Here is an 18054-nt window from a genome sequence, read left to right as displayed (position 1 = left end):
GAAGGCAGAAGGAAAAGTCTTACTATTACTGGCATTCAAGCTTTCAAATTTTCCTAACATATCTGACTACCGTAATAAAACTCCACAGGCTGATGTTGACCTGATTAAACAACGTTATAAGGACGCAGTGGCAAGGGAGAAACAACAATGACACAAGAACCAGTTTTTGAAGAAAGCAGTGGCAATGTGTTCGCTGACCTCGGTTTGTCAAATGCAGATGAACTTTTTACCAGGGGCAAAATAGGGATTCAGGTACTCCGCCTGCTGAAGCAGCGTAACCTTAAACAGCGTGAAATCAGCGAACTTCTTGGCATTCCGCAGCCAGAAGTATCTCATCTAATGAAAGGAGAGTTTCAACGGTTCAGTGAGGGAAAACTGCTCATTTTCCTGAAGCGACTTGATACTGAAATTACCTTGCATCTTCGTTCTCGTCACACTCAGGGCGAATTTGTTGAAACTGTCATATCACTATAGTCTAAGATTGACTGCCTCGAAGGGGCTTGATCAAAGCTGTAGAGACTTTGTATGCAAAGTCTCTACAACAACAGATAACTTGCATCTTCATCAAGAAGTGCTTTCTATCTTTTTACCTCCTAGCTTGAAAGTGCTGAGTACAAATACTAGTCCAACTTTCAGACAAGGCTCATAAAATAAGTTTCATCAGGATTGCTTTGTTACAAGCATGGTACTAGTACAAGTCGGCGTAAATACACAGACCGCACTTCGACTACGCTCAGTGAGCATCTGGAATTACAAAAAGGCTTGTGGTATCACTATTCTTTCTTTTTCCTTTTTCCTTTTGACTTTTACCTTGTTGTACTAGCTTTTATCCTTGAAAGAATCTAGCCACTCTTTAACTTGTTCGCGGGCGATATCGCGTCCACCCAAACCAAAAGCTAAAGCAATAGCAACAGCGATCGCACCGAGTAATAAACCAAATGCTAAATTGACAATATCGCTGGCAACTCCAATTTGTTGTAATGCCATTGCCGAAACTAGTGCAATAATAGAAATTCTAGCTACTTGAGCCAAAATCTTTGCTTGGCGATCGCCGGAACTGCTAATTAAATTAAAGGCGAGATTTGCCAGAAATAATCCGATCGCAAACACAATTAATCCGGCAATAATCCGCCCCAAAATAATTAAAATGCCAGTTACCAATGTTGTCAGAGCCGGAATATTTAAAATATTCACTGCTGCCACAGTGGCAAATAGCAGAATGCCGACTAAAGTAATAATACCAGCAATTTCTGATGGTGTGCGGAGTGGGGTTAATGGTTGTGCTTCGGTATGGACTTCTTGTCTAGCAGGTGAGGGTAAACCTAGCACTGCAAAAATATTATTAAAGCCCAAACTAGTCAAAACACTAGTAACTAAATCGCCGACAAAACGCCCGATAAAAAAGGCGACAATTAAGATAGCTACGGCGGTGAAAATAGCAGGCAAACTATTTAAAATCTGTTGCAGCATAGTAATTGCTGGCACAGATATCGCCTCAATTCTTAAAGCATTCAGGGCAGCGATCGCTACAGGAATCAAAATTAAAACATAAACAATGGTGCCGATAATTGTCGATAAAGACTGTGCGCCCATTGCTGATGAGAGTCCAAACCGACTACCTAAATAATCGATACCCGTTGTGGCTAACAAATTAGTCACAATTCGGCGGACAATATTTGCTAAAAACCACCCCAACACCGCAATTAAAATTGCTGCCAAAATATTGGGCAGAATTGAAAGAATTTCGGTAATTAAGGCTTGTACTGGTAAAAGTGCCTGTCGGAGTCCTAGAGTATCAAGAACTGGTGCCAGAAACAGTAAGAAGATAAACCAATATAAAGCATTAGCGATCGTCTCACTTAAAGAAATGCGATCGAGGCTGATATTATCTTCCGACGTTTCTTGATTTAACCGCTCATCTAATTTGAGTGCCTGCAATCCTCGCAATGTCACAAGTTTGATAATACTTGCTAACACCCAAGCCACCCCTAACAGAATGCCTGCACCCAAAACTTTTGGCAAAAAGCCTATTAGTTGGTCAAGGAAATTATTCAGGGGTCGAGAAGCAACTTCCAGTCCTAGCGCCTGTAAAGCAGCTACTACCGTGATGAGAATAATGCTCCATAAGACCAAACTAGAGATGAACTTCTCAACTTGAGGAACATCTCTGCGTCCTGTAACCCCCGCCGCAATGCGATTATCAATGTCTGTGCGATTCAGGATGCTTCTAGTGATTGCCGCTATCACCAAAGCAACCAGTATCCCTACCAACAAAATCGCTACAGCACCTAGCAATCTTGGTGTATATAGAATTACCTGTTGTCCAATTCCTTGCAGATCCGCAATTCCTTGGTTTAAGTTTGGTTGATCTAACGGCAGATTAGGTGATTGTCCTAACAATTCCTGCCCTTTTATCGACAAACCCATGTCTATCAACCGGGTTATCCCTGGCCAAGTTGTGTTCATGGTTTCTTTGGTATTAAGTTTATGTGTTTGCCAAAAATACTTGTGAACTCAGTAGAGTAGATTTGAGGATGCCAAATTACACTCTAGTAAGTTTACGTGAATTTTGCGTATCAATTTACCAGTAAATATATCTAGACAATTGATAGATAGGCTAATTTGTTACAAATAACAAAATATTGACGCACAAAATTGTTGACACTGGGTGCAAGGGTGTGAGATGTAAGGGTTTTGTTCAGTTAAGACTTTGTTGGGTTTCGCGATCGCTCCACTCAACCTACTTTTCTGCCTGCTGCCTTCTGCTATAACAAGCCATTTTGAGTTAATCTAAGGGCAGCGACAGGATTAGTAAGCTGGCATGACCCAAGTTTTTGAACAATCAATTCAAATTAACGCCACAGCCGCAATTGTAGAACGCTGCATTACCGATTTAGGTTTGATGCACCGTTGGCTAAATCCTGCTTTGCGCTGCGAACCTATAGGTGAGGTTTGGAGTACGGATATAGGCGGTCAAAGTCGGTTTATTATTCAAATTCCTGTGGTGAAACCAACTCTAAAAAGTGTGGTCGTCGAACGACAACCGGGTTTAGTGGTTTGGGAATTTCAGGGATTTTTTCAAGGACGCGATCGCTGGGAATGTCAACCAGTAGCAAAGGGAACATGCTTACTCAATCGCTTCGAGTTTGTGATTCCTAATCCCATTGTGAGTTGGGGATTTAATAATTTTGCTGCATCGTGGACAAAACAAGATATGCAAGCCCAATTACGCCGCCTTAAACGGGTTGCAGAAGAAGTACAAATTGGTCAATAATCAATCTCCGTATTCCAGTAGATACTGTCAGCACTTAAGTATCATTGCGCTTGACTGTCTTGGTTTATTCTGAAAAATTTGCGTATTCTCTCAGCCGTCAATTACGCAAATGCGCTGATCCTTCAATTACCCATCTTCATAAATTCAGCAAAATCACGGTTACATTGAACTGGGGTTCTGATCAAAACTGCCAATATCCAGTTTATTAGGGTGCAACTTATGACTAGCCCTGCGATGAAATTTATTAGAGTCAATCTGGAAATGGCAAAAGAAGTAGCCCATAAATGGGAGCAAGCTTCATATAGTCAAACCAGTGCTTACTGTTTGGATATCTTAAAAGAACTAGGATTTCCTAGTACTGAACTACCTGTTAACTTGCAAACTCGTGAAGAACAGTTAAATTTCATCGCAGGCTTTGCTTCTTATGCGTTTGGGGAGGTACAAAATGTCCAAGGCGCTAGTTGAAGACTTGTTTAATGAGCCAGAATGGGCAGAAGAAACTGCTGTACCAGCAACAGATAGGGAATTATTACTGCTCACAGAAAGAATTTCTAGTTTTGAAATTCCTCTGCAAGTATTTTTGCAAGCTGTAGCGATCGCGGCTTACGATTGTGCATCCGCCTTCCGTTATGCTGATAATTATTTAATGACTCATCACAAGAATAAGCGAAAGAATCTGCGTGTTTTCAAGCCTTTGCGTAATTTTGAGAATAACTGAAATTATACATACCCAAATCTTGCCCCTCTAAGCGTCTCTTTAGAGGGGTTTTGTTTTTGCTTATCAGAGGTTAGAGGTTATACCATTTCACTTTAAACATGATACAGATATGCAACCAGCGCCTCGACTTCTCCTGACGGAGACGCTGCGCGAACGCTCGGCGATCGCAAAGCAAGCAGAGGCTCAGAGAAGGTGATTTGTATCAGTAATTGCGTGAATTGGTATTAGAGGTTAGAGGTTAGGGGTTTTTCTAAAGTATCTAATCCCCAGTCCCTAATCCCCTAGCCCCTCTTTCCCCACCATTTCAACAAATTCTAAAAAAATTGTAAATATCACTCCAAAATTAGATAAAATGTATTGCCACTCTGCCATCTGTTCTCATGACCTCATCTGCGTCGTTCGACACATTAGAGTCTCTGCAAGCTGATATTGTTGACTTAATCGATCGCCTACCGACGTTAAAAAATCGGCAATATATCCAACAGACCCTTGCTACTATCATCCGTCTAGCCGATAGTGACATTGATCGTCTGGATTGGAAGATATTATCGGCTGCTTTAGCGGATATGGAGCGAGGCTTCGAGTTATTTTACAATTACCGACACGTACGTAAAGTAACTATATTTGGTTCTGCCCGTCTCTCTGAAGAAACGCCAGAATACAAAATGGCGTTGGAATTTGGTCGCGCTGTGACTCAACTGGGATTTATGGTAATGACAGGCGGCGGTGGCGGGATTATGCAAGCAGGTCATGAAGGTGCTGGGCGAGAAAATTCTTTTGGCTTAAATATTCAGTTACCTTTTGAACAGCAAGCAAATCCAATTATTGAAGGTGATCCAAAGTTAATTCACTTTAAGTATTTTTTCACCCGCAAGCTATTCCTCCTCAAAGAAAGTGATGCGGTGGCGCTATTTCCTGGCGGATTTGGCACTCAAGATGAAGCTTTTGAGTGTATGACTTTAAGCCAAACAGGTAAATTTGGCCCTGTACCTTTAGTATTAATTGACCATCCCGGCGGTGATTATTGGCGGTCTTGGAGCGATTATATTGATCAACAACTGGTGCAGAAAGGTCTTGTCAGTCCAGAAGACCCTAGTTTGTACACGGTGACAGATAACCTGGAAGTAGCCTGCAACGCCATTACAGATTTTTACAAGGTTTATCACTCCAGCCGCTACGTTAGTAATCAGTTAGTGATTCGTTTAAGTTGCAATTTGTCAGATGCTGAAGTCGAACAACTGAATGCTGAATTCAGCGATATTCTCGTCAAAGGCAAAATTGAAAAAAGTCAAGCATTACCCCAAGAAGCTCAAGACGAAACTGCGGATTTACCTCGGTTAATTCTGCACTTCAATCAACGGGATTTAGGGCGGTTGTATCAGATGATTGCCACAATTAACCAAATGGGTAGTCCTTCCCAAGAGGAAATAGCACATCCTGAAAGGAAGTAGAAAGTGCTGAGTGCTGAGTGGGAGTAGACAAGGTAGAGGGGGTAGACAAGGTAGAAAGATTGCTCCCTTGTCCCCCTTGTCTCCCCTCCCTTGTCTCCCTTCCCTTGTCTCCCTTGTCTCCCTTATCCCCTGCCCATAGTGCTGAGTGCTGAGTAGTAACCTAATATTTTCAAGGATAGCAGCAGAAGACTTTTACCTCTGTAACCTGTAACCTATAACCTGTAACCTACTAAGCATAAATTTGATTCACACAAAAGCGATCGCGCCCTTGGGCTTTAGCTTGGTAAAGGGCTTGATCTGCGGCTTCAATTAAATCTAAAGGCTGCAAATCAGCAGTGGGAATTACAGTCGCAATTCCAATACTTAAGGTGACATATTCTTTGACTGTTGATGCCAAATGGGGAATATTGAACTGTTTAACAGTATTATGAATTGCTTGGGCAACCTGAATAGCACCTCGTTCGTTAGTGTTGGGTAAGATAACGGCGAATTCTTCACCCCCATAACGAGCGACTAAATCTGTATTGCGTTTAAGATTTTGTTGAAAAGCTTGGGCTACAAGGCGTAAACAATCATCTCCCGCCCGATGACCGTAGGTATCATTATATTTTTTGAAATAGTCAACGTCACATAATAGTAGTGAAATACAACCTTGCTCTCTGATGAGATATTGCCAGACACTTTGCAGTTTACTCTCAAAACAGCGACGATTGGCAATTTGAGTTAATGGATCAACCATTGCGATGTTTTCTAGTTGCTGGTTAGCAAGTCGTAATTTTTGATATAGTTCCGATTGCTGAATTGCGATCGCTAGTTGTGTCGCTAGTTGTTGCAGTAGTTCACTTTCCCAGGGTTGCCAATGGCGGGGGGCGCTACAATGATGAGCGATTAACAAACCCCAAAGGCGATCGCTTTGTAAAATTGGCACAACTAGTTTAGCTCTGACTTGAAATTTTTCGAGTAACTGCACATGACAATCAGTCAATCCGGCTGTGTAAATATCTGAAGTAGCTTTAATTTGACCTTGTTGGTAATATTTTCCCTGGGTGTCTACAAAATATTGGTCTGTAATTTCCATAGTTAAAATCGCTTCCCAATCTGCGGCTACAGATTCAGTCACCACTACACCACTCCAATTGGACTGAAAACGATAAATAATCACACGATCAGTTTGCAGAAATTCTCTAACTTCGGCGACAGTTGTGTTTAAAATTACCTCTAAATCTAAGGATTGGCGGATGTGTTGGGCGATCGCCGCAATCATCCGTTCTCGTTGGGCTTGCTGTTGTAGTGCTAGTTCAGCTTGTTTGTGGGCTGTGATATTTGTAAATGATGCTACTACTGCGTAAGGTTTTGATTGATGGGGATGAAACAAGGGCTGAGAATTAATTGAAATCCATGTCAAACTGCCATCAGGTTTATAAATGCCTACAATCACATTAAACTGGGGTTGCCCTGTACGTAATGTCACCAAAGCCGGACAATTTTCCCTCGGAAAGGGTGAAGCATCTTCATAAATCGCTCGCCATCGTGGATCAATAGCAGCTTTTCCCTTAATTTGCTCAGATGTCAAACCCAAAATTCTTTCGGCACTTTTGTTACAGGCTGTAATACTACCATCGGCTTGCTGTAATATAATGCCTTCTGCCATTGTGGTAATGACTGAGCGATAGCTTTGTTCACTATTTTTGAGTGAATTTTCTGTCTGTAGGCGATCGCTAATATCTTCAAAAACATATAGTCGCCCAAAGTATTGATCCTGAGTATCTCGAATTTGGCTAGAAAAGCGCCGAATTGTCCGTCCATCAACAAACAAAATTTTATCTTCCACTACCGTACGATTTTCCTCAGACTGTAACGGTTTACAGGATTCTATAAATGCAGGTAAATCGGCTATTAGTGGTATGCACTCAGGGATAATATCATTATTTTTCAATAAACCAAGGCGCATTTGCGTTTCTAAATGCTCCAGCCCCCAAATTTTACAGAAGCGTTGATTAAAATACAAAATTTCGTCGGTGCGATTGTCAACTACCAAAAACCCTAGTACAGATGTGTCTGTCAAAGAACTTAACAATGCTTCCCGCCAGCGCAACTCTGCTTCGGCGCGTTGGCTTTTTTCCCAAGCTGCTTGCTGTTGATTTGCCAAAATCAGGGAATTTTCAATCACCGACTCACGGGTGCGTCGTATGTCTATCTCGATGGGATGGCTGGATTCGACAATTCCTTCCACCAACATTGCCATCCGTCCAGGCTTGATTTTAACCCCAGAACAAAAACAGCGCACAGCAACAGTTTCCCCATCTCGGTAAAATGTCCAGCTTTCAGTGATGGTTTTTCCCTGTTGAAATTCTTGCAGATATTTTTTCTCAGCTATCCACCTCAGTTCGGGAACATTACTAAAGTTGCGATTGAGCAATTCTTCCTGAATGGGAATGTTCCAAAGACGAAGTGATGCTTTGTTTGCCCACCACATCTGCATTCTTTCCAAATCATAAATCCAAATTGGAGTTTGTAATCTCTCAAATGCCTTCAATTCTGCGACAGAGATATGTTTTGGCAATGCCACTTGTCTTTTGATGGTTACTGGATACTTTTTAAAGTCAAGTTTTTGTGATGTTTATCTATGACTAAATTAGGTGTGAGAATCTGTTTCAGGATAACCGCAAAGCTTGAATAGATACTGAAAGCTATGAATATATTACATTATTTAGCTAATTAAGTAAATTGACTGAGTTTACTTGTATGAGAATGATTATAACTACAACATACCTGAATTTAAAATTAAGTTCAAGCCCATAATTGGATATTTATTCAAAACTTTAAATGCCAATTCACAAAGTTTATTGATTCAAATTAATGTAATATTGTGTTGCAAAAACTAACTATTTCTCCCGCAGGTATACTTTAGTTTCAACAGTTGAGACTTTTGCAGTTATTGTGATATGGCAATCCGATTTAATTTCTGAACTTACTTGTGAAAGAGGGGAACAGGAAACACTTCTCCTGTCAGGATGCTAGGCGAACGACAAGCTCATTGCATCGCAGGGAACAGGGAATAGAAACTTTATTGAGTTTTTTTCAGAAATTAAATAAGAGTTCTATATTTGCCAAATGATAACTGCAAAAGCTTGATTTGAGAATTATTTTTCTCAAAGACTAGCTATATATTAACATCACAGCTTGACAAGACTGCCAATTGAAAAAAATGTCCTGTTATACCGTTTCACTATTCTTAGCTACGCAATTTTATTTAATGCTTGTTGAACGATTTTACGAACCACCGAGTTTTCATCTGCTAAACATTGGTTTAGGGCTTCTACGGCGCGGTAATTTCCTACATTGCCTAATGCTAATGCGGCTGCACCACGCACATGATCATCTTCATCTTTGAGCATTGTAATTAAAGCATCTACAACCCTAGAATCATCAATTTTTTCTAGAGCTTGAACAGCAGTTAAACGTAAATCTGCATTTGGATTCTGCAAAATATTGAGCAGAGGCTCAACGGCTTTAGTTTCTCTTCTGTTTCCGAGAAAAGAAATACTCATTTTACGTAGCCAATTATCTTCACTGGCTAATACTAAAATCAACAAATCAACTATTTGGGGATTGACAATCTTAGCGATCGCTGAAATTATGTTCATTTGGATGCGACTTTCAGAATCTTGCATCAACTGGGCTAAAATTGGGATTAAGTCAGGATATTGACGGGTAAAGAGAGTCTCAATTACTTGCTGAGTTGCTTGCTCAGAACGTAGCCAATCTCTGTTGATGGCTTGTAATAAACCTTCTCTATCTCTAAGAAATTCCACCAAAATATCTGTAGTTCTAGAATCATCAATAAGCCGTAAAGCATGAACCACAGCTAATTTGACGTGAGGGAAACTAGAAACATCTATCAGAAAACTACCATTGCTGCGAAAAACTGCACTCAAAGGTTCTATAGCTCTGACATCGCCAAACTTTCCTAATGCTGAGGCGATCGCACGACAAGCAGTAGAATGATTTTGATAACTCAATGCTTCAATTAACGGTTCAATCGCTTGAGGCTCGCCAAATTCAGCCAGCGCCCATGCTGCGTCGGCTCGCACAAAAAAATCTGAGTCTTGCAAACACTGAATTATTGTTTCAACAGCTTTTGCATCTCCCAACTTTACCAATGATTTAATTGCATTCGTTCTGACTTTACTAGAGGGATGGCTTAAAGCTTGTAGCAGTGGCTCAACTGCTCGAATATCGCCTAATTCACCTAACTTTTGTGCCGCCAGAGCATGACCAGCATTGTCATAGAGTATATTTTGTAAACCAATTACTAACGGTTCCGCACCAACTTGATTAGCTAAACCCAAATTCGCTAAATTATCTAACGTATTAGCTGCCATTGCTTATAATATACCAGCATCAGGATTCAATGGTGCAGCTTGCAAAGCCTGAATTAACTCTTCTAGGGCATTTGGATGAGATAAATCAACTTCACTCGCAACCGTTTGCGGCTCAGGATTGTAAGATTCATTTGTAGTTGATTTTACTCTTCCTCGATAGTTATACTTACGGTGAATTTCTGCAACTTTTTGTTCGTCTGTCTCCATGTATCCTTCATCATCAAGATCATAAGCACCAGTTTCGTAACACTCTGCCGTTGCCAGCATTAAATCTGTTAAACTATCCCAGCGAATTTCTTCAATGCCACATTCTGGATCGATAAACCAAACAGGTGCAGAATCTTCTCCTGTAACAATAGCGTATCTATAATCACCATTAAAATCTAATATCGTTAGCCACTGCGGATTCCAATCAAAGCCCCAACTTAAAAAGTCTGCGTACCATTTCAACGCCTCTTGCAAAGAGAAAAAATTGTCAAACTTAGGAACTACATAGCCACAACTCAAGCTTTGGCAACCATTATGCCACCCGTAAAACTCGTATAATTCTTCTGGAAAGCGATAAGGAAAATTTTCAACAATTGCGTCTATTTCTTGGCGAGTTAATCCAGGCGCTAAACTCAAGGCAAATTCAGGTTGATGACTCACGAACCAAGTCTCAATTCTATCCAGCGCATCTGTTAAAAGAGACATAAAAATTCCAATGATTGTATCTTTATAATTCCCAAATTCCCAAGACTAAAAACTTGCATAAGATAAATTAATTAGGTAAAATTCATCAGAAAAGTTTTGCGATTAAATTGTTTAAGTCTTGCTATAAATATTAGTATTTGCTATCCATAGCAATCCTCAACAATTCACAAACCTATCTCCCTTGCCTACCTTGTCTACCTTGTCCCTCTGACTCACATATCAAATAAAATCGCTATAGCTTAGAAATCAAAACAGTCTAACAATTGTCAAGTCAAATAAATAACAAATAAAAATTTCTTCTACCGACTACCAGATTAGGAATAGACCAGTTATGATTACCCAATGCTGATGAGCATAAAAAAGCCTGTATATTAGCACAGTAAATCACGAATCATATCGTAGAATTTGGGGAGTAAGAAATGCTGGAATTATTAAGTTCGGGTTTGGTTTCTCTGTGGCTGGAAATGGCTGGGGTGGAAATTAAGCCTTCTGATGCTTTAGAAGCATTAGCTGGGCAAGCAAACCCTGGCTTGGTTCTGGCTGCTGATCCCAACCCCACCGGCGTAACTACCGTCCAGCAATACTTACAAGGACTAGTTAAATCTAAATTAGTTGCCCAAAATTTAGCCGAAAGCCAAGGAGTTTGGTTACAGTCTGGGCCAATACTCATGGCTAATCATCAAGGAACAACACCATTACCGGCGGCTTCGTTAACCAAGATTGCCACTTCCCTAGTTTCGTTAAAAACTTGGGGGCCAGACCATCAATTTGAAACTTTAATAGGGACTACCGGGCCTGTAGTCAATGGGGTAGTGCAGGGTGATTTGGTCATTGCTGGTGGTGGCGACCCGATGTTTGTCTGGGAAGAAGCGATCGCCCTGGGCAATACACTCAATAAAATGGGTATTAAGCAAGTAAAAGGGAACTTGCTAATTACAGGCAATTTTGCCATGAATTTCCAACGTCACCCCCTACTGGCTGGTCAGATGGTGAAGCAAGCACTAAACCATAAAACTTGGACTCGTCCAGCTAATTATATCTACTCCATCATGCCTAAAGGCACACCCAAACCGGAAGTTGTAATTACAGGTGCTGTCAAAGTTGCCCCTCAAACACCCCAACAAACCTTGCTAGTGCGTCATAAATCTTTGCCCTTGCGCCAATTGCTCAAAGAAATGAACGTTTACAGCAATAACGAAATGGCACAGATGCTGGCAGAATCAGTAGGTGGTGCAGGTGTAGTGCAATCAACAGCAGCTTATCTGGCGCGAGTACCTGAGTCAGAAATTCAATTAATCAATGGTTCTGGACTCGGCCCAGAAAATCGCATTTCTCCCAGGGCTGTTTGTGCGATGTTAATGGCAATTCAACAGCAAGCAGCAGCACACAACCTGAATTTAGCAGATTTGTTTCCGATGTCTGGGTTTGATCGTCGGGGAACATTACACAGCAGACACATGCCCGTCGGTACTGTGATGAAAACTGGTACACTTCGTGATGTGAGTGCATTAGCTGGTGTCATCCCAACACGCGATCGCGGTTTAGTTTGGTTTGCTATCCTCAACCGTGGCCCCTTCGTCTCAAATTACCGCATAGAACAAGATAAGTTCTTGCAAAGTCTTGTGAAAGAACTAGAAGTAGTTCCCGCAATTCCCACCGCTATTACTCCCCACTCACCCGCTAACTCTTTGCCAGAACTAGGCGCTACTAGTCGCAACGAAATTTTGTATAGAGGTTAGTAAAGTAGGTGACAGGTGACAGGGTATAGGTGACAGGTTATAGAGTTAAAAGTATTTTGTTGTCTGTTGATGTCCCAAGCACCCTGGCAATTACTATGAAGAACCGTAGAGCATTTTTTTTGGTGAATGATTTGTGATCTAAAATTTGCTCTACGGATAAATCTTCAGTTAATTTTCTTGGTATGGGTGCGATCGCTTCCACCATAGCAGGACTTACGCATACTTGAGATGCGTTTATTAATCTCTATGGTGATAAGCAACTCCATTACGGATGTTGTTTGACCTGCAAATTCGAGCCGTCCACCTTCACTACTATTTTCGCAGTGTCATAGGCATCTGCACTATCCATATAGACATCACCCTGATTAATTTCCGTTGTTTCTGTTATGGTTTCACCAGTGATGTCAAATTTGCCATTTAGACTTGCTCTGTCTACTGTTTCTTCTTTTTGCTTAACCTGCTCAACCTCTATTGCCTGGTCTGTAGTTGGATCCCACTCTTGATTATCTACGCCATTCACCTCTCGACAATGGATTGCTTTAAGGACTGTATAGCCCTTTGCTTTTAGAGCATTTACTATTGCTTCTGTACTTGTAGCAGATGTAATTAGAGCAAGTGCTGAGTTATTGGTGTTACAGTTAGTTTTCGCCTGATTGTCATCTAAGCCAATATGTGCTTCTGTCAGTGTGTAGTTATGCCATTTTCCATCCTCATCATGAACGTTAGCATCGTATAAAGTGCCTTGCTCCATCATTGACAGATTTGAGTTGAGGGCTGACTGGTGGGGGCAAAAATATCCTAATGCTACTCCGTCAATTGCTGCGATGTCGTTATTATATACGCCATGACCAAAGAAGCAGACTGTTGTTGTCGCTGTATCCGGCACGTATAGTTCAGCTATGCCTCCACCAATCTTTTCACCTGCTCTTTGGATTTGTATCGGCACACTGCTAATTACTACTCCGTTATCTATTTTCCGGCTAACTTTGTCTTTTTCCTGCTGCACTACATGAGTCAATTCATGGGCGATTAATTCCTGTCCACCTCTACTTCCCGGCTCATAATTTCCTTGGCGAAAGAAAATATCTTGACCTGTGGTAAATGCTTTTGCCTGAATCGATTGGTTCATCTGATCAGACTCAGCATCTGTATGAATTTTCACGCCACTAAAATCAGCGCCAAATGCTTGTTCCATTGGTGCTTTGATAGTCTCTGCAAGCGGCTGTCCGCTACCTTGCATTCGTTGGATGGAGGCTTCTAAATCTGGTGTTACACTCTTTTCATCTATATTTGATAGCCGTTGTATGAACGATTTTTTTCTGATTTCTGCTTCTGGTTGTAGCTGTACTGGTGGAGTTTCTGAAGAATTGATTCGCTGTACTACATCTTGTGCTAGTTTGTCAGCTTCTTGTTCATATTTATCTCCAGGTTCACCAATGCTAAGTTTCATCTGGATTCTTGGCGGTGGCGGTGGTTGATAGCCAGGGGGAAAAATTGGAATATTGGCAAGGTGATTAACAGGTGTTGTTTGTGATTTTGCTTGTAAATCTGCTGGTTTTTGTTCTGCTTCTTCGGTTTGGGGTTGGATGACAAAGCGACGGGGTGCAAATTGATTTGCTGGTGCATCATGATTTGTAGATGATTGACCTTTACTGGTTTGTCGCTTATACATTTTTCTTCTCCAGATATTTTTGCCAACACAAAACACACCGTATTTTTGCGGCAGAAGGTTTGTCAAAATTTGGCACTATCTTACTGAAGATTAATTGCGATCGCCAAAATCGACACTATTGTTCATATATCATTTGCTACTAACATCAGGATGGCAGTTAATTGAACCTGCAACTGTGGCGAAAATTGGTAAATATTCTAATTCTGCGGTTGACTCTACCATTGCAACTAATCCATAAACAAGGTGATGACATTGCCAACAAACTTGATATTGTGTAATGGGCAGTTCAACATCAGGAGGTTGAAACACAAAAATATCTAATCTCGCTGAATAGTTATCAATTTTTGTTGGTGTTTGAGAAATTATTTCAAACTGTTCTGGCGGTAATTTTTGTAATGGTAATTTTAGTAACTCATCTGCGAGTTCTATAAAGTTTTGTTCATGTTGTTCTGTTTCTGGAATAACAATTTTTTTAATAAAAATTTGGGGATTATGTGCTGATTGTGCAGGATAAAAATATCCTTCGGTATGCTCATCTAAATGATGATTGGCAATTTTTTGCCAAGTTTGAGGAATTTCTAGTGAGATATTAAGTTTTTCACTAAAATGACGCTCAAATATCAATGAGTTATTCATATAACTACTCATATAGCAATCATAAATGGTTTACAAATATCTATCTTCCTTGTCTCCCTTGTCTATTTTATTTGGATATCAAATAGGAAGGCTATCGGATTATTCTTGGTTGTTCTTAGAGAAGAAATTAGTGGCAGTTTCATAAAGAGATGACGCACCAGAAGCGATCGCACTTCCAGCTTTAGATGCACCAGAAGCGATCGCATTTCCGGCTATTGATGCACCAGAAGCGATCGCATTTCCGGCTATTGATGCACCAGAAGCGATCGCACTTCCAGCTTTAGATGCACCAGAAGCGATCGCATTTCCGGCTATTGATGCACCAGAGGCGATTGCATTTCCGGCTATTGATGCACCAGAGGCGATCGCACTTCCGGCTGTTTTCACACCTTGGTAAGCTAATCTGGTGGGAACTTCTACTGCTGTCCCTGCTAATCCCGCCGCACCCACTAACAAGCCACCCGCAACAGCAGTACCTTTATTGAGTGCCATCATTCTACCTGCTTCGACTAATCGAGATTTTGTATAAGGACGAGTGGCATTTTCCATCATGGTGATATTTTTAGCATGACTACCATGACCTCCTTCACCGACCATATCTTCAGTATTTAATAGCTGAGAGGTGTGTGCTTGTTTGATTCTGGCGAGTGTAGAGAAATTTGCTAATCCTGAAGTTTCTAGATCATGTTCAAAAAATGTGCCTTTGAGATGTTCTCCTCCGGCTAAATCTACAATATCGCCTTTAGCAATGTGGTGAACTACCTCTGGTCTTTCTTCTTCTGGAAGCGATTCAATATTGTTGTGATATTGTTTGGCATTAGGCGCGGCGGATTGAAATGTTACCAGTCGTCTCACCAAAGTTGGATGAGTACCAACAAAATGTTGAGCTAATGCGCCGCCTAAACTGTGACCTGTAACATCTATTTTGCCTGATTTTGAAACGAGACTACCGATGTAACCTGTGGGAACTTCTTTGAGTAAATTCTGAATCCCACCATGTCCAGGAGAGTTAATATCTAAATCTTGCCACGCTGTTGCTAAATCACTGGTTCCACGAAACGCCAACACAGGGTGTTTTCCGGCTGTGACTCCTTGTTCTGTCGGTAACAATAATCCATAATTCAATCCCTGACCAGCATTGACGACATTACCATCAGGAAACCATTGTTCGTGAAATCCTTGTTCTCTCAACCATTCTTTATCTTGATCTGTCAAAACGTCGTCATAAATCAAGCCATGACCAATTTTTTCTAAATCGATATCTTGGGGGTTAATTGGCGTTGTCCCATCTTGAACTTGAGTAGGGTCAATGTCTCGGTTGAGAATCTGATTTTGACTGCGCTGAATAGCCATGACAACAGGTATATCAAGCCGTTGCATAGCTTCCTTAACCACAGTTTCAGTTTCTTGTTCAGATTTATCTCCTGGTTCACCAATTGCAAGTTTCATCTGAAGGCGTGGCGGTGGCGGTGGTTGATAACCAGGAGGAAAAACGGGGATGTTGGCAAAGTTTTTTGAAGAAATTGATGTATTATTTTTAACTGCCTGGGGTTGTAAATTGGGCGTTTGGGTGCTATCGTCTGCTTCGGTGGAGACAACAAAAGGACGGGGTGCAAATGGATTAACTATTGCATCGGAGTGATTTGGAGAAGTTTTAGCTGCTTTGGGTTGTCTGTGATACATTGTTATCCTCCAGATATTTCTGTGCAGCAGAACAACCACCGTCGGTTTGCGGTAAAATTGTTGTCAAAGTTTGGCACTATCTTACTGAAGATAATTAGCGATCGCTCATATTGATACTCTTGTTTACATAGATAGCGATCACCCTCAAAAATCCTAAAGCAATTTTTACTAACTATCTGTTATCCTCAGCCAACTAAAAATTTATTTGATCTCAGAAATCTTTACTGAGGAGATGATTAGAATTGTTGACATACTTGCAGCAATTCTTTGGAGTCTTGTGTTTTTGTTTCGTCGCGGGTTCCCGGCCCTACATTGTACTTGTCGCCCTTGTTCTTGAAGCCAGGTCTTTTTAATTCTTTGCTACTGGTAATATGTACATGCCATTCTGGATTGATACGTAGACGCTGTACAGCATTGAAGTAGAAAGTATATGCAGTATCCTCTGTACCTGTAAGTTCAGGAACTTTGTATGTTCCACCCTCCACTACGATGGCTTTACTTTTAATCAGAGTAATCAAAGTTTTGATTTTGATATTAATTGTTGATTTATCCTGCATATCATTCCAGTTGCTTGCCAAAGTAGTCAGTGCTTCTGTGTCGTTTACCTCACCTTTAGCCAGCACACTTAACGCAGTTTTTCGAGCTTCTTGGCTGTATCCTTGTAGAGAATTCAGGACTACTGTTAAGTTCCATTCTTTATTTTGACAGGTTGTGGCACATTTTTTGATTATCTGAGCCTCTTCCGTTATGTTTTGAAAAAGAAGTAGTTGTTCGGCAGTAACACCGAGTTCTTTCAATTTTTCTTGCTCTGCATTTGCTTTTTCAATCGCTACAATCGCCTCTTTTATTCTGTCCTTATCTATTGGAGTTGGAACGAGATCGTTTCCTTCGTCATCCCAGCTATCAGATTCTTCTCTACGTAACCATTCTTCAAGTTTTTCTTTTGGGGCATTTTTTATGTCTTCTTCTGTGACATCACTGGTATCATTTAGTGTGTCTTTAAACCTTTGGATAGCTTGCTCATAAGATTTTGATATCTTTAACGTACCACCACTTTGCTGCACTACATGAGTCAATTCATGGGCGATTAATTCCTGTCCTCCACGGTTTCCTGGCTGATATTCTCCTTGGCGAAAGAAAATATCTTTTCCTGTGGTGAAGGCTTTTGCTTGAATTGATTGGTTTAACTCGTCAGATTGAGCATCAGCGTGAATCTTTACACCACTAAAATCAGCGCCAAAGGCTTGTTCCATTGGTTCTCTGATACTTTCTGTTAGTGGCTGTCCGCTACTTCTGGCTTGTTGGATTGACTGTTCTAAATCAGGTTTTGCAGTCATTCCACCTGCACCAGACAAACGCTGCACTATTGGTTTCATACGGACTTCTTCTTCTTCCGGTGCTGCTTCACGCTGAATGTTACCGGAGATGGGTTTCATACGGACTTCTTCTTCTTCCGGTGCTACTTCACGCTGAATTTGTTGAGTTTCTGGTGCATTAATTTGCTGAACAACATCTGCTGCTAACCTATCTGCTTCCTGTTCGTATTTGTCACCCGGTTGACCAATGGTAAGCTTCATTTGAATAGGTGATGGTTGCAGAGTCACACTGCTAGGAAATACAGATATATTTGGCAGGTTTCTTTTATTGCCTGATTTAGCCTGCAAATCAGAGGTTTGGTTGTTGGTGATTTCTTCATCTGGCTGGACGACAAAACGGCGTGGTGCGAATTGATTGGTGGTTGAGGTTTCAGCAGAATTTGTCGAAGTTTTTTTTGTTTTGTATTGTCTTGTATACATTTACTCA

At 40.9% G+C, this 18054-nt stretch carries 14 protein-coding genes; 6 read left to right on the top strand and 8 right to left on the bottom strand.

From position 1 onward, the window contains the following. Window positions 1–147: 147 nt before the first annotated feature. Window positions 148–474: a helix-turn-helix domain-containing protein gene (locus H6G77_RS21045; RefSeq protein ID WP_190872643.1), complete on the top strand. Its 327-nt coding sequence runs from the start codon at window positions 148–150 to the stop codon at window positions 472–474. Window positions 475–819: 345 nt separating this feature from the next. On the opposite strand, the gene H6G77_RS21040 is transcribed toward H6G77_RS21045, so the two are convergent. After that, a complete protein-coding gene (locus H6G77_RS21040; protein ID WP_190872642.1) occupies window positions 820–2466 on the bottom strand; it encodes a mechanosensitive ion channel in 1647 nt (548 codons plus the stop codon). A 355-nt stretch (window positions 2467–2821) separates the two neighbouring features. Between H6G77_RS21040 and H6G77_RS21035 the strand changes: the two genes are divergently transcribed. From H6G77_RS21035 to H6G77_RS21020, 4 genes are all read left to right on the top strand, one after another. After that, window positions 2822–3274: an SRPBCC family protein gene (locus tag H6G77_RS21035; RefSeq protein ID WP_190592537.1), complete on the top strand. Its 453-nt coding sequence runs from the start codon at window positions 2822–2824 to the stop codon at window positions 3272–3274. A gap of 219 nt (window positions 3275–3493) precedes the next feature. Next, window positions 3494–3739 carry a hypothetical protein gene (locus H6G77_RS21030; RefSeq protein WP_062297687.1) on the top strand — a complete coding sequence of 82 codons (246 nt, stop codon included), beginning with the start codon at window positions 3494–3496 and terminating at the stop codon, window positions 3737–3739. Continuing rightward, the gene (locus H6G77_RS21025) at window positions 3720–3992 is read left to right on the top strand and encodes a hypothetical protein (protein ID WP_190592538.1); all 273 of its coding nucleotides are present in this window, start codon (window positions 3720–3722) and stop codon (window positions 3990–3992) included. The genes H6G77_RS21030 and H6G77_RS21025 overlap by 20 nt, the downstream gene beginning before the upstream one ends. A 380-nt stretch (window positions 3993–4372) precedes the next feature. Further along, a complete protein-coding gene (locus H6G77_RS21020; RefSeq protein WP_190592539.1) occupies window positions 4373–5443 on the top strand; it encodes an LOG family protein in 1071 nt (356 codons plus the stop codon). Between the two features lie 229 nt (window positions 5444–5672). Here the strand turns inward: H6G77_RS21020 and H6G77_RS21015 are convergent, their stop codons facing one another. From H6G77_RS21015 to H6G77_RS21005, 3 genes are all read right to left on the bottom strand, one after another. Continuing rightward, window positions 5673–8012, bottom strand: coding sequence for a diguanylate cyclase domain-containing protein (locus tag H6G77_RS21015; RefSeq protein WP_199331583.1), 2340 nt, complete (start codon window positions 8010–8012; stop codon window positions 5673–5675). 670 nt (window positions 8013–8682) lie between these two features. Next, on the bottom strand, window positions 8683–9828 hold the full coding sequence (locus H6G77_RS21010; protein WP_190872641.1) for a HEAT repeat domain-containing protein: 1146 nt from the start codon (window positions 9826–9828) through the stop codon (window positions 8683–8685). 3 nt (window positions 9829–9831) lie between these two features. Continuing rightward, window positions 9832–10521 carry an SMI1/KNR4 family protein gene (locus tag H6G77_RS21005; protein WP_190872640.1) on the bottom strand — a complete coding sequence of 230 codons (690 nt, stop codon included), beginning with the start codon at window positions 10519–10521 and terminating at the stop codon, window positions 9832–9834. A gap of 419 nt (window positions 10522–10940) precedes the next feature. Here H6G77_RS21005 and H6G77_RS21000 point away from each other — a divergent pair, with 419 nt between their 5' ends. Continuing rightward, window positions 10941–12260 (top strand): D-alanyl-D-alanine carboxypeptidase, encoded by a 1320-nt coding sequence (locus H6G77_RS21000; protein WP_190872639.1) that lies wholly within the window; start codon window positions 10941–10943, stop codon window positions 12258–12260. Window positions 12261–12525: 265 nt separating this feature from the next. Here the strand turns inward: H6G77_RS21000 and H6G77_RS20995 are convergent, their stop codons facing one another. From H6G77_RS20995 to H6G77_RS20980, 4 genes are all read right to left on the bottom strand, one after another. Next, the gene (locus H6G77_RS20995; RefSeq protein WP_190872638.1) at window positions 12526–13932 is read right to left on the bottom strand and encodes a DUF4157 domain-containing protein; all 1407 of its coding nucleotides are present in this window, start codon (window positions 13930–13932) and stop codon (window positions 12526–12528) included. A gap of 129 nt (window positions 13933–14061) precedes the next feature. Beyond that, window positions 14062–14568 carry a hypothetical protein gene (locus H6G77_RS20990; protein WP_190872637.1) on the bottom strand — a complete coding sequence of 169 codons (507 nt, stop codon included), beginning with the start codon at window positions 14566–14568 and terminating at the stop codon, window positions 14062–14064. A 99-nt stretch (window positions 14569–14667) separates the two neighbouring features. Then, on the bottom strand, window positions 14668–16251 hold the full coding sequence (locus tag H6G77_RS20985) for a hypothetical protein (RefSeq protein ID WP_190872636.1): 1584 nt from the start codon (window positions 16249–16251) through the stop codon (window positions 14668–14670). 236 nt (window positions 16252–16487) lie between these two features. Further along, the gene (locus tag H6G77_RS20980; RefSeq protein WP_190592545.1) at window positions 16488–18047 is read right to left on the bottom strand and encodes a DUF4157 domain-containing protein; all 1560 of its coding nucleotides are present in this window, start codon (window positions 18045–18047) and stop codon (window positions 16488–16490) included. Between the last annotated feature and the right edge of the window lie 7 nt (window positions 18048–18054).

The organism is Aulosira sp. FACHB-615, from assembly GCF_014698045.1.
Taxonomy (GTDB): domain Bacteria; phylum Cyanobacteriota; class Cyanobacteriia; order Cyanobacteriales; family Nostocaceae; genus Nostoc_B.
Note: the sequence above shows the minus strand (reverse complement) of the source record. Positions and strands in the feature narration are given on the sequence as shown.

Coding starts and splice junctions, on each gene's coding strand:
- H6G77_RS20995 (WP_190872638.1), bottom strand. CDS start 13,932: ATGTATAAGCGACAAACCAGTAAAGGTCAATCATCTACAAATCATGAT.
- H6G77_RS21025 (WP_190592538.1), top strand. CDS start 3,720: ATGTCCAAGGCGCTAGTTGAAGACTTGTTTAATGAGCCAGAATGGGCA.
- H6G77_RS21035 (WP_190592537.1), top strand. CDS start 2,822: ATGACCCAAGTTTTTGAACAATCAATTCAAATTAACGCCACAGCCGCA.
- H6G77_RS20990 (WP_190872637.1), bottom strand. CDS start 14,568: ATGAATAACTCATTGATATTTGAGCGTCATTTTAGTGAAAAACTTAAT.
- H6G77_RS21020 (WP_190592539.1), top strand. CDS start 4,373: ATGACCTCATCTGCGTCGTTCGACACATTAGAGTCTCTGCAAGCTGAT.
- H6G77_RS20985 (WP_190872636.1), bottom strand. CDS start 16,251: ATGTATCACAGACAACCCAAAGCAGCTAAAACTTCTCCAAATCACTCC.
- H6G77_RS21010 (WP_190872641.1), bottom strand. CDS start 9,828: ATGGCAGCTAATACGTTAGATAATTTAGCGAATTTGGGTTTAGCTAAT.
- H6G77_RS21040 (WP_190872642.1), bottom strand. CDS start 2,466: ATGAACACAACTTGGCCAGGGATAACCCGGTTGATAGACATGGGTTTG.
- H6G77_RS21045 (WP_190872643.1), top strand. CDS start 148: ATGACACAAGAACCAGTTTTTGAAGAAAGCAGTGGCAATGTGTTCGCT.
- H6G77_RS21000 (WP_190872639.1), top strand. CDS start 10,941: ATGCTGGAATTATTAAGTTCGGGTTTGGTTTCTCTGTGGCTGGAAATG.
- H6G77_RS20980 (WP_190592545.1), bottom strand. CDS start 18,047: ATGTATACAAGACAATACAAAACAAAAAAAACTTCGACAAATTCTGCT.
- H6G77_RS21030 (WP_062297687.1), top strand. CDS start 3,494: ATGACTAGCCCTGCGATGAAATTTATTAGAGTCAATCTGGAAATGGCA.
- H6G77_RS21005 (WP_190872640.1), bottom strand. CDS start 10,521: ATGTCTCTTTTAACAGATGCGCTGGATAGAATTGAGACTTGGTTCGTG.